The following is a 13,358-nucleotide window of genomic DNA, read 5'->3' as shown; positions in this document are numbered from 1 at the left end:
GGAGAGGAACCACGCCCCTCGTGAACGTCGGCATCTTCGGGCAAGCCGCAGGTCTGTTCGCCGTCACCAACATCGACGACATCGTGATCCTGGCGCTGTTCTTCGCCCAGGGGGCCGGGCACCGCGGCGCCACCTCGCGGATCATCCTGGGGCAATACCTCGGGTTCGCCGCCCTCCTCGTCGTCGCCATCGCCGCCGCTTTCGGCGCTACCTTCCTGCCCGAGCCCGTCATCCCGTACCTCGGCCTGCTGCCGCTGGCCTTGGGCCTCAAGGCCGGCTGGCAGGCGTGGCGCGACCACGTCAACGGCGAGGACGCCGACGGTGAGCAGGCCGCGACGGGTGGACCCAAGGCGTTGGAGGTCGCCGCGGTCACCTTCGCCAACGGCGGCGACAACATCGGCGTCTACGTCCCTGTCTTCGCCACCGCCGGCATCGGTGGCATGAGCGTCTACGCCGTCGTCTTCCTCGTTCTGGTCGCCGTCTGGTGCCTGGCGGGCAGGTTCTTCGCCACCCGGCCTGTCATCGCCAAGGCGCTCAGCCGATGGGGGCACATTCTCCTGCCCATCGTCCTGATCGGGATCGGCCTGCTCATCCTCGTCCAAGGTGGCGCCTTCGGCCTCTGACAATGAGGCTTGCTAGCGCGCGACCAAGGACTCGCGCTCCGGTGATGGCCGTGGGGTGGCGCGGGTTTGGCGGTACCAGTCGAGAATCTGCCCACCGGTCCAGAACTCGACGTCCCGGTGGGCGCGGATGTGCTGCAGGGCCTGCTCGAAGTACCTCAGGCGGTGCGGTACGCCCATAATGTACGGGTGCACGACCAGGGCCATGACCCGGGCGGACTCGGCAGAGTCCTTGTACAGCTGGTCGAACTGGTCGACCGCCCGCTGGAAGTACTCACGAGCCGGATGGTGCTGGATCAGCATCATCGCGACGTCGTTGCACTCCTGGGTGTAGGGAATGTTGACGATGGGCGAGGTCCGGGTGGCCAGTTCCACGGGTTGGTCGTCCAGCACCCAGTCGCATACGTACTCATATCCCTCCTCGACCAGGATGTCCGGCGTCTCCCAGGTCTCGGTCAGTCCGGGGCCCAGCCAGCCCCGTGGCCGGGCGCCGGTCATGGATTCGATCGCCCAGGTGGTGGCCCGGATGTCCGCGCGCTCGTCCTCTACCTTCTGCATGTTCTTCTGGGTGAAGCCGTGACCGAGAAACTCCCATCCACGCTCTAGCGCCGCCTGCGCGATCTGCGGGTAGTCCTCGACGGACTGGCCGTTGATCGCCAAGGACGCTCGTACGCCTTGGCGGTCCAGCGACCGGAGCATGCGCCAGAAGCCGACCCGGTTGCCGTACTCGTGCCAGGCCCAGTTGGGTACGTCCGGTGCCGGGATGCCCCCGGCCGGAGGGGTCAGGACGGTCCGGGGCATGGGATCGGTGTCGGACCAGGTCTCGACGTTGACGATGACCCAGACCACCATGCGCTTGCCATCGGGCAAGGTGAGTGCGGAGCGGCCTTCGATGGGGTCGTACTCGAGCCGTTCACTGGGCCGCATGGGCGTCTCCTTCGCTGATGGTCACGGTCAGGGCGGGCAGGCCGGTGATCTCGACGCGAATCTGGTCACCGGGGCGTACGGCGGCGACACCGGCGGGAGTTCCGGTGTAGATCAGGTCGCCGGGCATCAGGCGGTAGGAGTGGGACAGCTGGCTGATGATCTCCGGAACGTTCCAGATCATCAGGCCCAGGCTGGTGTGCTGCCGCTGGCGGTCGTTGACGCTCAGCCGCAGTTCCCCGGACAGGGTCGAGACGGCCTGCTCGACGGGCAGGATGTCGCCGCAGGGGGCTGAGTGGTCGAAGGACTTGCCGGCCTCCCAGGGACGGGCCATATCGCGGCAGTCACGCTGCCGGTCGCGCCGGGTCAGGTCGATGCCGGCGGCGAGGCCGAAGATGTGCCCCGGCGCGTCCTGCGGACTGAGGCCGGACCCGGCCGCGCCGATGGCGACGACCAATTCCCCTTCGAACTGAAGATCCTCCGTTTGCGGCGGGTAGGGGATGGCGGAGCCGTCGGGTACGACAGCGTCCGGCGGCTTCTGGAAGAAGAACGGGTCGTCGCGTTCGCTGCCCTCCCGCATCTCCTGGATGTGGTCGAGATAGTTGCGCCCGACACAGTAGACGCGACGGACGGGGAAGGACTCCGGCCTTCCGGCGACGGGCAGGGCGGTCTGGGCGAGTTGCCAGAGCACGGGTGCGGTCATGGGTCAGTGATCCTGAGTCGTAGTGGTTCTGCTGAACAGGTGCGGGTGCAGGGTGAGAGCGAGGACGGCGCCGAGCACCGAGAAGCCGACGATTTGCACCATGCCCGCCGTGATCCAGTCGGTGGCCGAGACCAGGCGGCTGAACAGCAGACCGGCGACGCCGGCGGCGACATAGATACAGGTGACGAACAGTCCGGCCGCGCGGCTGACGTTCTCGCTGTTGACGGACTTGATGAGGTAGCCGGCCGCGGCCACGTACACGCCGCTGCTCGCGAAGAGCCCGAACAGGAACGAGAAGGTCGCCTGCCAGGACGTTGAGCCGGGCCCGAGGAACAGGGCGCATCCGGACGCCGCGACACCGAGGTTGAGCGCCGGCAGCACGATCCGCGGACTCCACCGGTCGACCAGATGGCCGCCGAGCGGTGAGGCGAACGCCGCCAGCCCGGACAGCCCGATGACGAACCCGGCCCCGCCGGGGGTGAAGTCCAGTCGCTCACGGAGATAGCTGGCGTAAAGGCCGATGAACGCGAAATCGGCGAGACCGAAGAGCGCGACGATGACGGCGAGTACGAGCGGGTTGCGCGAGAGGAGCGTGTCCGCGCCACCGATGTGCGGGGACCGGCTCGCCGACGAGTCGACCTCCGTGAATCGTGGCGACACCAGCACCACGATGGCCAGCGCGAGGGCGATTCCGATGACGGCGAACACGAGCATCGGCGCTCGCCAGGTGCCGTGACTCTCGAGCAGGCCGCTGCCGAGTGACGGGCCGATGACCGACCCGGCGGCGAAGGCCACGTTGACGCTGCCGATGGCCACGCCGCGACGGGCCGGGAACGCGCTCGAAGCCACGGCGATGATCAACGCGAGTTGCAGCGCCTCACCGACTCCGGACAGCACGCGCCACAGCACCATGTCCGTGAACCCGATCGACACCGTGGTCAGGGCGGTCGCGAGCGAGAACACGACGGTGCCGGCCACGATCGTCCGTTTGCGGCCGAGCGTTCGCTGGAGCCGTCCGGCGGGCAGGCCCGCCAGCCCCATCCCGATGGCGAACACGGTGGCCTGCAACCCGGCCGCCTCGAGACTGAAGCCGTACTCGCCACGCACCTCGACGAGCAGGATCGGAAAGACCATGCGGTCCATGGCGTTGACGGCGTAGGCCAGCAGCAGCAGGCCGAACATCGCGACCGCGGCTCTGGGAGCCAGGGTTTCCCTTGGCGCGGGCAGGATGGGGTGGGGGGTGGCGCTCATCATGGTCTTCCTTCATCCGCAGCCGTTGGGGGATCCGAGATGGGCTGGACCGGCCAGTCGCCGGCCGCCGCGGCCCTGCGCAGCAATGCGTCGCGGCGGGTCGCGGCCACGAGGACGGGGTTGTCCGCGTCGTCGGCAGGCTCAAGCCGTCCGTGTCGCTTGAGAATCCGGCCATCGGCGATGACGGTGTCGATGTTGTCGACCTGGCCCGTGTAGACCAGCGCCTCGACCGGGTCGCCGGACGGGACCAGGTTGATGTCGGACGAGCGCAGGATCACGAGGTCGGCGCGCTTGCCGGGGGTGACCGAGCCGACCTGCTCCTGCAGTCCGAGATCCTTGGCGCCGTCGATCGTCGCGAACTGGAGCAGCTTGCGCGGCGTGACCGTGCCGGAGCCGGTACGTGCGGTTTCGACCGACATGATGGTGCGCAGGTGCCCGAGTATGTCGGCGCTGGTCGGCATGGCGAGCGTGTCCAGGGAGAGTGAAACCCGCACGCCGGCTTCGAGGAGTTCCGTGAGCAACGGGAACCCCATGGTCCGCATCTCCGTCATCGGGCTCAGCGACACCCGGGTCCGCGTACGGGCCAGCGCGTGGATGTCCTGCTCGCTGGCATGGACGGCGTGGACGATCTGCACGTCCTCACCCAGGAGGCCGAGCTCTTCGAGGCGGGCCAGGCCACAGCTACGGCAGCCCTCCTCACGCAGGCATCGATCGCAGTGCATGGTGATCGGCATGCCGAGTGACCGCGCCGCCGCCCACTCGCGCTCGTACACCTCCGGAGGGGTGCGGTAAGGGCCACGCAGGGCGACGCCGAAGTCCAGCCGGCCGTCGAGACGGTCTCTGGGCCAGCGCGCCCGCAGCGCGGCCAGGTCGTCCAGGTCGTTCGTGCTGCTTGGGGCGGCCGAGTCGGGGGGACCGTAGGAGAAGCGTCCGCGCAGGCCGGAGTCCAGATGCGCCTGGATGTTGGCGTCGGCGTCGCCAGGCCCGCGTACGTTGTGGTCGAAATTGTGCACCGTGGTGATGCCGCCGCTGGTCGCCTCGGCCAGCCCGAGACGGGCCGCCCAGTAGAAGTCGTCCAGCTCGAAATGCGGTGCGAGCGCACGCTTGACCGTGAAGTAGTCCGTTCCGGGCCGGTCGCCGACCGTGCCGCGCAGGAGCGAGTTCCACAGGTGCCAGTGGGTGTCGACGAAGCCGGGAAGGGTCACTGTTCCGGCCGCGTCGATGATCTGCGCGTCGCCGGCCTCGCGGTCCGGGTCGTGCGGGGCGACGTCGATGATCTGACCGGCGCGGATGAGGATGTCGGCGGATGGGATGTCCCCGATGGCGGGATCCATGGAGATCACGTGCGTGCCCGAGATGAGCAGGTTGTGTCGTTGACGCATGGTTACCTTATGAAGAGTGCGACGGACAGGACGAGACCGGCGCCGACGATGAGCCAGCGAAGGTATCGGGGTGGCACGCGCCGGGCGAGGACCACTCCGCTTCGGCCACCGGCGAGCCCGGTGAGCGACATGACGGCCACCGGGATCCATTCCACCGGCCCGAACGCGGTGAAGCACAGTGCGGAGACCGAGCCGACGAGCAGTGACAGGGCGCCCTTGAGGGCGTTGAGCCGGTGCAGGTCCGCGGCCACGAAGGCGCCGAGGACGGCGAGCATCATCACGCCGAGCCCCGCGGCGAAGTAGCCGCCGTACATCGAGACCGCGAACTGGCCGATCAGCAGCCCGCGCCCACCGCCGGCGGCTCTCGCTTTGCCGAGACGTCCCGCCACCATGCCCTGCAAGGCCAGGGCGATGACCGACACGAGGACCAGAACCGGGACGATGGATCGGAACTGCTCAGCCGGCGCGCAGAGCAGGATCGCCGATCCGCACGCCGCGCCGGCGACGCTCACCGCGGCGAGTTGCCGGACCTTCGGGCCGACCGTGCCCAGTTCGTCACGGTATCCGACCAGCCCGCCCACATACCCAGGCAGGGTGGCCAGCGCGCTGGTGACGTTGGCCGCCACGGGCGAGTAGCCCATGGCCAGCAGTGTGGGAAACGAGATCAACGAGCCGCCGCCGGCGACCCCGTTCACGGCACCGGCCAGGAAGCCCGCAACGGCGAGAACGGTCAATCGCAGGGGGTCCAGCACGGCGCTCCTTGTCTCGAATGTCTGGGTACTAAGTATCCACTGCATGCAATGCATGTCAAGGATTCACTCGACGTTCACAGGATGATTTGCATGCAGCGTATACTGAGCGAATGGCGATCTCCTCGGACTCCCAGCCCGGCAGCGCCCACGCGGTGTACGTCGCACTGCGCCACAGATTCTCAGATGGCGAATTCGCGCCTGGTCAGCGGCTCACCGAGACCGCTTTGGCCGCGGACCTGGGGGTCAGCCGGACGCCGGTACGCGAGGCGATCGGCAGGTTGCTGGCCGAAGGGCTGGTCATCCCGGCGGCGCGAGGGGTCGCCGTCGCGGCGCTGACCTCAAGAGAGGCGGAGCAGCTGTTCGTCCTGCGCGCCGATCTCGAGGCGCTGGCCGCGGAGTTGGCGGCCAAGCGGCAGGCGCAGGGCGAGCTCGCCCCCGTAGAGGTCGACGCCCTCGATCGAGCCGTGGACCAGGTCGAGATCGCGGTGAAGGCGCAGGACGCGCGCGCTTCCGCGCAGGCCAACCTGGCCTTGCACCGCGCCATCGGAGCCGCGGCGGGCAACGCTTTCCTCGAAGACGCCCTGCACCGGGTGTGGGACCGAATCGCGGTCACCACCGTGGCGAACCTGGATGACCCCCACTGGGCCGGTGCGATCACCGAACAGCACCGCGCCATCGTCGCCGGAATCCGTGCCGGAGACCCGGAGACCGCCCGGCGCGCGGCCAAGGCGCACATCGAGGCGGCTGGTCGCGCGTATCGGCCGGTCAGGTGAGATCAGGGTAGGAACCGGCCTCGATCATCGAGCTTCGCGGGCCGCGGCGCCTCGAAGCAGGCGAGCCAGGTGGTGAGCAGCGACTCCAGTTGGGCCGCCTGCTCGGGCGTCAGGCCGTCGAGCAGGCGGCGCTCGTTCGCCACGTGCTCGGTGAACGCCTGGTCGAACAGTTGCCGGCCGGCTCGCGTGAGCGCGACGACCCGCCCGCGCCCGTCGCTCGCGCTGCGCCGGCGGGTGACCAGGCCGGCGTGTTCGAGCCGGTCGACGCGCTTGGTCATGGCGCCCGTGGTGACCATGGTGTGCGCGGCCAGCTGGCCGGGCGCGCGTTCGTAAGGCGCTCCGGCGCGCCGTAGGGCGGCGAGTACGTCGAAGTCTCCCTCGCCCAGCCCGTATTGGCGATACACGACGCACAGCCGCTCGGTCAGGTGACCGGCGAGGCGGTGCAGCCGTCCGATCACGCCCAGCGGGCTCACGTCCAGGTCCGGCCGCTCGCGGGCCCACGCCTGCTGGATGCGGGCGACGTGGTCGAAGTCGTTCGTCACGATTCCAATATAGCTTCCATGGAAGCTATATTGCTTCCATGGAAGGTACTTTTCGGTGGGCGGCCGTGACCGCGCTCGCGCCGATCGCCTGGGGCTCCACGTATCTGGTCACCCACCGATTCCTGCCGCCCGATCATCCGTTGTACGGGGCGGTGATCCGGGCACTGCCGGCCGGGTTACTCCTCCTGCTTCTCGCTCGGAAGCTCCCCCCGGGGGGCGTGGTGGTGGCGTTCGCTGGTGCTCGGCACGCTCAACATGGGGGCGTTCTTCGCGCTGGTCTACCTGGCCGCCCAGAAGCTGCCGACGAGCATGGCATCGACGATCATGGCGACCTCCCCGGTGATGATGATGCTGTTCGCCTGGGCGGCGCTCGCCGAGCGCCCGAGGGTGGCGCACGTGACCGGGGCCGGGATCGGGATCGCGGGCGTCTGCCTGCTGCTGCTCGACGGCACGGCGTCGGTCGACGCCTCCGGCGTGCTGGCCTCCGTCCTGGCCATGGTCATGTCGTCGGCCGGCTATGTGCTGGCCAAACGGTGGAGCGCGCAGGTAGACGTCTTCTCGCTGACCTCCTGGCAGCTCATCGCCGGAGGGATCGCCGTGCTACCCGTCGCCGTCGCCGTGGAGGGCGCGCCGCCGTCGCTGGACGGCCCGGCGCTGCTCGGCTTCGGCTATGTCACGGTCGTCGCGACCGCGCTGGCCTTCGCCGCCTGGTTCGCGGGGCTGCGGCACCTGAGCGCCGCGACGGTGGGCCTGATCGGGCTGCTCAACCCGGTGACCGGCGTACTGCTCGGCACCGCGATCGCCGGCGAGACGCTCACCGCGCAACAGGTCTGCGGGCTGGTCCTGGTGCTCTCCGGCATCCTGCTGGGCCAGCCGGCCGCCAAGCGCCTCGTCGCGCTGATCACGACAAGGCTGAGTCACACCATGGCCAGATAAGCGGCGAGTTCCTCCGCCGACGAGGTCGAGATCCCGACATATCCATCCGGTCGGACCAGCGTGTGGCGCTCGGCACCGTACGGCTCTGCCGGCTCGTAAGCCCGCACCTCCGGCCCGCCGACCACGCGCGGGGCCGGATCGGGCGACAGCAGCGTGAAGTGCGTGCCCCGCAACAGGTCGAACATCCGGACCTGAGACCCGTCGGCCAGCCGCACCCGACCGTCCGGCACGCGGTCCCCGCCCCGCCGGGCCAGCGAGCCGCCCCGATAGCTCACCATCAGCTGGTGGGTCTCCTCGTCGCGTTTGTGGGTCTTCTTGTCGAGCAGGTCGGTGCTGAGGCCGAGTACGCGGGCGGCGACGGGCCGCCGCTCCTCCTCGTACGTGTCGAGCAGCGATTCCGGCGCGTCGGCCAGCACCCGGGCGAGCTTCCAGCCCAGGTTGTAGGCGTCCTGTACGCCGGTGTTGAGCCCCTGTCCGCCGGCCGGCGAGTGCACGTGGGCGGCGTCCCCGGCGAGGAAGATCCGGCCGTTCCGGTAGCTGTCGGCCAGGCGGATGTTCACCCGGTACAGGGACGACCACAGCAGCTCGGTGATCCGAACCCCGCTCAGCATCGACCGTTCGCCGAAGATCCGCTGGAAGCCGGCGAGCGTCTGGTCCGGCACGACACCCGGCTTCAGCGGGGCGAGCATCTGGAAGGTGTCGGTGCCGGCCATCGGGAAGAGCACCACCATTCCCTTTCCCGGCCGGTACCAGACATGGATGCGGTCCCGGCCGAGCCCCTCGACCCGTACGTCGCCGAGGGCCATCCGCTCCTCCTCGCGGGTCTCCCCGGCGAAACCGATGCCGAGCGCCTTGCGTACGAAGCTCTTGCCGCCGTCCGCCGCGACCAGGTAGTCCGCCCGCAGGGTCGCCCCCGTGCTCAGCCTGGCCGTCACTCCGCGCGCGTCCTGCTCGAAACCGGTCAGCCCGGTGCCCTGCTCCACCTTTCCGCCCAGCTCGGTGAGCCGCTCGCGCAGCACCGCCTCGGTACGCCACTGCGGGTGCATCATCACCATGGGGTACGGCACCGCGTCGGTGGGGGTGACGAGCTTGTGCATGCGGCCCTGGTACACCGGCACCCTGCCGATCCGTGCCCGAAGCGGCGGATAGAGCGTCGTAGTCGCCAGAACCCGGTCGATCACCCCCATATCATCGAAGACCTCCTGCGTACGGGGCTGCAGCCCCTTGCCCTTGGAGCCGCCCAAGGGCTCCGGTGCCTGCTCCACGATGCGGCAGTCGACGCCGCGCCTGGCCAGATCCACGGCGAGAGTGAGCCCGGTCGGGCCGCCGCCGACGATGAGTACGTTCGTCTTCTCGGTCATGGGGCGACCATGCCGGTCCGTACTGCCAGATCTCTGTCAGCGTCCCGCCCGCCACTGTCATCGCCGGACTCGGGGAGTCCTTGAGATACTTCCTATATGTTCTCCGTGATCTCCAGTGCGGCTACCGTGATCGCGATCTCCTACCTCGTCCTCTATGCGGCGTGGATGATCATCGGGAACCTGCCCCGCCGAGACCGGGCGACGTCGCACGCGCTGGCGGATCACACGGGCGTGGTCCTCTACTGGCGGCCCGGCTGCAAGTACTGCATGAGGCTGCGCACGCGTCTGCGCTTCACGCGGTTGTGGCACGCCGAGGTGAACATCTGGCAGGACCCTGAGGCGGCGGCGTTCGTCCGCTCGGTGGCGAACGGGAACGAGACCGTGCCGACCGTGACAGTAGCCGGGAAGACGATGGTGAACCCGTCGAAGGACCAGCTGCTGGAGGCGGTCAAGATGGAGGCCCCGCACCTGCTGCCCGACGCCAAATAGGGCTTCTACCTGCGAAAATATGCTCTCGCCGAGGAAGTCGCGAGCAGGGTGACGATCAGCAGTGAGCCCAGGGTCGTCAGGGCGAGCTTGCCGATGTTCACGTAAAGGAGCCCGCCGGGCATGACGTGCGCGGCCGCGTCGACCATGGCGGGCACGTCGATCCGCTCAAGCACCGGGTCGCCGGAGTTCTTGAAAGAGGATTCGAGGACCTGAGCGGTGAACACCTGGCTGGGCACGATCACGCTGCCGGCGACGAAGAGGATCGGCTGCAGAACCCAGGACAGCAGCCGGCCGGGCCGGTTCCCTCTCAGGTTGAGCAGGGCCAGAGTCACCAGGATCACGGCGATCCCGAGGGCGAGTGGTAGATCCGCGAGGTTCGACCCGAAGCTGATGCCATGGTCGGCCAGGACGGCGGGGGGAAGGCCCTGCCGCGAGACCTCGGCCTCGGCCGCCGCCTGAGCGCCCGCGCCATAGAAGAGAACGACGGCGGAGCCGACCAGGAACGGCACGGCGGCCAGTAATTGCAGCGCCGCCGCGAGGACGACGCTGCGCGGACGGCGCCTCTCCTGGACGGGAGCCCTACCGGGCGGGACTGGATCAGTCATCTTTTCACTCCCAACTTGAACGATGTACAAGAAGGAGCGTAGAGCCGTACTTGAACACTGTGCAAGTAGCACTCGAACAGTGTGCAAGACCTCCCCTATCCTGGGAACATGCCGCGTGACACACTGACCCGTGAGCAGATCGTCCGGGCCGCCATCGAGATCCTCGATGCCGAGGGCGTGGAGGGCCTGAGCATGCGGCGCCTGGGCACCCGGCTCGGTTCCGCCGCGACGGCGGTCTACTGGCACGTCAAGAGCAAGGAGAATCTCGTCGTGCTCGCCGGCGACGAGGTGTGGGGCGAGGTCGAGCTCCCCGACCCCGGTGAGGTCGGCTGGCGGACGGCGGCCACGACCATGGCCCACGACACCCGCGGGATGATCACCAGGCACCCGTGGCTCGTGACGGCCATGAGCACCCATCTCATGTACGGCCCTGGCAAGGCGCGCCGCGACGACCATTGCCTCGCAGTCTTCGAAACAGCCGGGTTCGTCGGTGTGGAGGCGGACAACGCGAGCCAGACGGTCCTCACCTACGTGCTCGGCACGGCGCTCAGCGAGGTGGCCGATGCGGCCTGGAGGGCGCGGCTACGCCGTAATGGCGGCGACGAGGAGGCGCAGATGCGGGAGGCCATGACCCAGGCGGGCGAGATCGCGATGCGCTTTCCGCGCCTGCGCGCCCGCATCGAAGCATGGGAGGACGCCGACTCCGCCGCACCCCCCGACCAGAGCTTTGAAATCGGCCTCAAGACCATCCTCGACGGCCTCGAAGCCCAACTCACCGCCCGCCCCACGCCCGCTGGCTGAGACGCGCCCGCCGAGGTCAGATGCCCGCGCGTTGCAGGCGCGGCTCCGCCTCGTGCGCTAACCGGTCCAGGACTCGCGACCCGTCTGCCGTCACAGAGGCCTTCTTGGCGTTGAACGCCCTCACCCACAACCCCGCCGCCCAGGCGACCTCGTGCTCCTCCGCCCCCCAGCCGAGTCCTTCTGCGTACGCCTCCAGGAAGCGGTCCGTCTCCTCGATCGTCGCGGCCTCGAACGGCTCGCCCGTCTCCGTGAACACGGCCGCCGCCGCTCCCGCTATGGCGGGCTCGGGCAGGGACACCACGCTGTCCCAGTCGTGCACGGCGTGCAGTTGGCGGCCCTGCCAGCGGAGATTCTGCGACTCCCAGTCTCCGTGGCCGATCACCGGTGCGTGCCGTACGGCCAGCAGGCGGTCGCGGACGCGGCGACCGAGGTCGTCCAGCCAGGCGGGACCGGGACGGGTGTTGAGATCGACGTCCATGTCGTCCGGCCACGGCCAGACGCTCGCCGACCCATGCGCCCAGCCGACCCACGGCGGCGCCGGGGCGACGGAGGGGACGGCGTCAGGGGAGGGCGCCAGGCGTATGAACCGCGCCAGAGCCTCCGCGAACAGCCGGGACCGATCGGCATCCCGGTCCAATTGCGCCCCGCCGGGGAGATAGGTCTCGGCGGTGACCGTCCAATGGCCGGACGGGGCCGGGGTCTCAGCGGTGGCCGTGCGGGGGACGAGTGGCGCGGCGTCCGTGAGTGGAGAAGGGCATGGGAAGCCCGCGCGGGACAGGTGCCGCTGCACCTCCACACATCCCTGGAGACGAGCCGAGGCAGGACGCCGCTTGAGCACCACGGCGCGGCCATCCGCCAACTCGACGCCCAGCACCACGGACAGGTGACCTGTACGGAACAGCTCACGGACCGGCGTCGAGCCGAGCCACCGCTCACACCACGCACGCACATCCACAGATCACTGCATACCAGGGACCCTGGCATACTGCCCGGATGTCCGACTTCACCACCTTCTTCGCCGCCGGCCGCGACGCCCTTCTGTCAGGGCGGGCCACCCACGACCGGCCGATGGTGGAGGGGGCCGCTCGCTGGGGAGCCGCCGCGATCCTGCGGCCCGTCGGTCCGGTGCTCGAACGGCTCGCTGAGCTGGCCCAGGACGTGGGTACGGTCGCCGGACCCGGACACTGGGCACACGGCGCGGACTGCCTGCACCTCACGCTGCGTTCCCTGGAGCCCTACCGGTCCGTCATCCCTGTGGACGATCCGCTACGGCTTGCCTGGGCCGACGCCCTGCGGGAGGCCGCCGAGGGGTTGCCACCGGTCCGGGTGCTGCTGCGGGGCGTGAGTCCCCATGCGGGCGGGGTGCTCGCCTGCGGTTATCCGGTCGACGACGCGCTGGTCACCCTCCAGAAGCGGTTCGCGCACGGGCTGGCCGCTCGTGGGGTGCGCGACTTCGAGCGTGGCCGGGTGCGTGATCGCTGGTACGTCAGCCTCGTCCACTTCGCCGAGCCCGTGTCCGTGACGACGGCCGAGGCGATCGTCGGGTGGTGCGACGAGCGGGCCGACCTGCCGATCGGCCTCGCGGAGCTCACCGTGGCCGAGATCGTCCAGGCCGTCCTCACAGGGACCGGAGTGCGGCTCGACGCGTTGGAGTCGGCCGCACTCTGAGGTGGGGCTCGACGCGTTGGAGTCGGCCGCACTCTGAGGTGGGGCTCGACGCGTTGGAGTCGGCCGCACTCTGCGGTGGGCGCCAGCGCGCGGCCCCCGGCCGAGCGGCCCAATACCCCTGGCGGTTACCTCACCAACAGTGCGGTGACGAACTGCAGCAGGTGCCACGCCACATAGGCGCTGAGCGAGCAGAACGCCCACTCCTTGGCCCGCGCGATATGCGACACCCACCGCAACGCCTCGGCCGGCTCCCGCCGCGGCCGAGCCGTGATGGCGAGGAAGCCCGCCGACACCAGCCAGGCCGCCCCCGACGCGGTCACCAGCCCCAGCGAGATGGCCAGCAGGGGGCCCGATCCGGGCATCGGGTCGGTGGGGGAGAGTTGGCGGATCCAGGCGGCGAGCACTCCGGCGAGCACGGAGAGCGTGATCCGCCGGTCTTTACGTCCTTGTCGCTTGAGCCAGTGCAGGTCCCGACTGAGCCAGCGCAGGTCTCGACGCGGCTGGTTTCTGAGCATCCGGTTCACCTCCGTTGGAGTAGCTGGTAGCACCAG

At 69.4% G+C, this 13,358-nt stretch carries 16 protein-coding genes; 6 read left to right on the top strand and 10 right to left on the bottom strand.

What is annotated here, in order from left to right:
- Window positions 1–20: 20 nt before the first annotated feature.
- Window positions 21–623 (top strand): cadmium resistance transporter, encoded by a 603-nt coding sequence (locus ACQP2T_RS56840; RefSeq protein WP_433513020.1) that lies wholly within the window; start codon window positions 21–23, stop codon window positions 621–623.
- 12 nt (window positions 624–635) lie between these two features.
- Here ACQP2T_RS56840 and ACQP2T_RS56835 read toward each other — a convergent pair whose 3' ends face one another.
- The 5 genes from ACQP2T_RS56835 to ACQP2T_RS56815 are packed head-to-tail and all read right to left on the bottom strand — an operon-like array spanning window position 636 to window position 5,632.
- Complete coding sequence (locus tag ACQP2T_RS56835; RefSeq protein ID WP_433513019.1) at window positions 636–1,547, bottom strand: polysaccharide deacetylase family protein; 912 nt, start codon at window positions 1,545–1,547, stop codon at window positions 636–638.
- Complete coding sequence (locus tag ACQP2T_RS56830; protein WP_433513018.1) at window positions 1,534–2,247, bottom strand: fumarylacetoacetate hydrolase family protein; 714 nt, start codon at window positions 2,245–2,247, stop codon at window positions 1,534–1,536. The genes ACQP2T_RS56835 and ACQP2T_RS56830 overlap by 14 nt, the downstream gene beginning before the upstream one ends.
- Window positions 2,248–2,250: 3 nt before the next feature.
- Entirely contained in the window at window positions 2,251–3,501 is a 1,251-nt protein-coding gene (locus ACQP2T_RS56825; protein ID WP_433513017.1) for an MFS transporter, read from the bottom strand.
- A complete protein-coding gene (locus ACQP2T_RS56820) occupies window positions 3,498–4,880 on the bottom strand; it encodes an amidohydrolase family protein (RefSeq protein WP_433513016.1) in 1,383 nt (460 codons plus the stop codon). The genes ACQP2T_RS56825 and ACQP2T_RS56820 overlap by 4 nt, the downstream gene beginning before the upstream one ends.
- Window positions 4,881–4,882: 2 nt before the next feature.
- A complete protein-coding gene (locus tag ACQP2T_RS56815) occupies window positions 4,883–5,632 on the bottom strand; it encodes a sulfite exporter TauE/SafE family protein (RefSeq protein WP_433513015.1) in 750 nt (249 codons plus the stop codon).
- 110 nt (window positions 5,633–5,742) lie between these two features.
- Here ACQP2T_RS56815 and ACQP2T_RS56810 point away from each other — a divergent pair, with 110 nt between their 5' ends.
- On the top strand, window positions 5,743–6,405 hold the full coding sequence (locus ACQP2T_RS56810) for a GntR family transcriptional regulator (RefSeq protein WP_433513014.1): 663 nt from the start codon (window positions 5,743–5,745) through the stop codon (window positions 6,403–6,405).
- Window positions 6,406–6,407: 2 nt separating this feature from the next.
- Here ACQP2T_RS56810 and ACQP2T_RS56805 read toward each other — a convergent pair whose 3' ends face one another.
- A complete protein-coding gene (locus tag ACQP2T_RS56805) occupies window positions 6,408–6,947 on the bottom strand; it encodes a MarR family winged helix-turn-helix transcriptional regulator (RefSeq protein WP_433513013.1) in 540 nt (179 codons plus the stop codon).
- A 237-nt stretch (window positions 6,948–7,184) separates the two neighbouring features.
- Here ACQP2T_RS56805 and ACQP2T_RS56800 point away from each other — a divergent pair, with 237 nt between their 5' ends.
- Window positions 7,185–7,883 (top strand): DMT family transporter, encoded by a 699-nt coding sequence (locus ACQP2T_RS56800; protein ID WP_433513012.1) that lies wholly within the window; start codon window positions 7,185–7,187, stop codon window positions 7,881–7,883.
- Here ACQP2T_RS56800 and ACQP2T_RS56795 read toward each other — a convergent pair.
- Window positions 7,865–9,244 carry an FAD-dependent monooxygenase gene (locus tag ACQP2T_RS56795; RefSeq protein ID WP_433513011.1) on the bottom strand — a complete coding sequence of 460 codons (1,380 nt, stop codon included), beginning with the start codon at window positions 9,242–9,244 and terminating at the stop codon, window positions 7,865–7,867. The genes ACQP2T_RS56800 and ACQP2T_RS56795 overlap by 19 nt on opposite strands.
- Before the next feature lie 96 nt (window positions 9,245–9,340).
- Here ACQP2T_RS56795 and ACQP2T_RS56790 point away from each other — a divergent pair, with 96 nt between their 5' ends.
- Window positions 9,341–9,733 carry a glutaredoxin domain-containing protein gene (locus ACQP2T_RS56790; RefSeq protein ID WP_433513010.1) on the top strand — a complete coding sequence of 131 codons (393 nt, stop codon included), beginning with the start codon at window positions 9,341–9,343 and terminating at the stop codon, window positions 9,731–9,733.
- A gap of 5 nt (window positions 9,734–9,738) precedes the next feature.
- Here the strand turns inward: ACQP2T_RS56790 and ACQP2T_RS56785 are convergent, their stop codons facing one another.
- Window positions 9,739–10,338 (bottom strand): hypothetical protein, encoded by a 600-nt coding sequence (locus ACQP2T_RS56785; protein WP_433513009.1) that lies wholly within the window; start codon window positions 10,336–10,338, stop codon window positions 9,739–9,741.
- A gap of 108 nt (window positions 10,339–10,446) precedes the next feature.
- Here ACQP2T_RS56785 and ACQP2T_RS56780 point away from each other — a divergent pair, with 108 nt between their 5' ends.
- Window positions 10,447–11,139, top strand: coding sequence for a TetR/AcrR family transcriptional regulator (locus ACQP2T_RS56780; RefSeq protein WP_433513008.1), 693 nt, complete (start codon window positions 10,447–10,449; stop codon window positions 11,137–11,139).
- 16 nt (window positions 11,140–11,155) lie between these two features.
- On the opposite strand, the gene ACQP2T_RS56775 is transcribed toward ACQP2T_RS56780, so the two are convergent.
- A complete protein-coding gene (locus ACQP2T_RS56775; protein WP_433513007.1) occupies window positions 11,156–12,094 on the bottom strand; it encodes a hypothetical protein in 939 nt (312 codons plus the stop codon).
- Window positions 12,095–12,132: 38 nt separating this feature from the next.
- On the opposite strand from ACQP2T_RS56775, the gene ACQP2T_RS56770 reads away from it, so the two are divergent.
- Complete coding sequence (locus ACQP2T_RS56770; protein WP_433513006.1) at window positions 12,133–12,807, top strand: 2'-5' RNA ligase family protein; 675 nt, start codon at window positions 12,133–12,135, stop codon at window positions 12,805–12,807.
- A gap of 125 nt (window positions 12,808–12,932) precedes the next feature.
- Here the strand turns inward: ACQP2T_RS56770 and ACQP2T_RS56765 are convergent, their stop codons facing one another.
- Window positions 12,933–13,322, bottom strand: a complete 390-nt coding sequence (locus tag ACQP2T_RS56765; RefSeq protein ID WP_433513005.1) for a hypothetical protein — start codon at window positions 13,320–13,322, stop codon at window positions 12,933–12,935.
- Window positions 13,323–13,358: the final 36 nt, after the last annotated feature.

This window comes from Nonomuraea sp. CA-143628 (genome assembly GCF_050942315.1).
In the GTDB taxonomy this organism is placed as follows: domain Bacteria; phylum Actinomycetota; class Actinomycetes; order Streptosporangiales; family Streptosporangiaceae; genus Nonomuraea.
This window is presented reverse-complemented; position numbering and strand designations above follow the sequence as displayed.

Coding starts and splice junctions, on each gene's coding strand:
- ACQP2T_RS56795 (WP_433513011.1), bottom strand. CDS start 9,244: ATGACCGAGAAGACGAACGTACTCATCGTCGGCGGCGGCCCGACCGGG.
- ACQP2T_RS56790 (WP_433513010.1), top strand. CDS start 9,341: ATGTTCTCCGTGATCTCCAGTGCGGCTACCGTGATCGCGATCTCCTAC.
- ACQP2T_RS56820 (WP_433513016.1), bottom strand. CDS start 4,880: ATGCGTCAACGACACAACCTGCTCATCTCGGGCACGCACGTGATCTCC.
- ACQP2T_RS56835 (WP_433513019.1), bottom strand. CDS start 1,547: ATGCGGCCCAGTGAACGGCTCGAGTACGACCCCATCGAAGGCCGCTCC.
- ACQP2T_RS56770 (WP_433513006.1), top strand. CDS start 12,133: ATGTCCGACTTCACCACCTTCTTCGCCGCCGGCCGCGACGCCCTTCTG.
- ACQP2T_RS56785 (WP_433513009.1), bottom strand. CDS start 10,338: ATGACTGATCCAGTCCCGCCCGGTAGGGCTCCCGTCCAGGAGAGGCGC.
- ACQP2T_RS56825 (WP_433513017.1), bottom strand. CDS start 3,501: ATGATGAGCGCCACCCCCCACCCCATCCTGCCCGCGCCAAGGGAAACC.
- ACQP2T_RS56780 (WP_433513008.1), top strand. CDS start 10,447: ATGCCGCGTGACACACTGACCCGTGAGCAGATCGTCCGGGCCGCCATC.
- ACQP2T_RS56830 (WP_433513018.1), bottom strand. CDS start 2,247: ATGACCGCACCCGTGCTCTGGCAACTCGCCCAGACCGCCCTGCCCGTC.
- ACQP2T_RS56810 (WP_433513014.1), top strand. CDS start 5,743: ATGGCGATCTCCTCGGACTCCCAGCCCGGCAGCGCCCACGCGGTGTAC.
- ACQP2T_RS56765 (WP_433513005.1), bottom strand. CDS start 13,322: ATGCTCAGAAACCAGCCGCGTCGAGACCTGCGCTGGCTCAGTCGGGAC.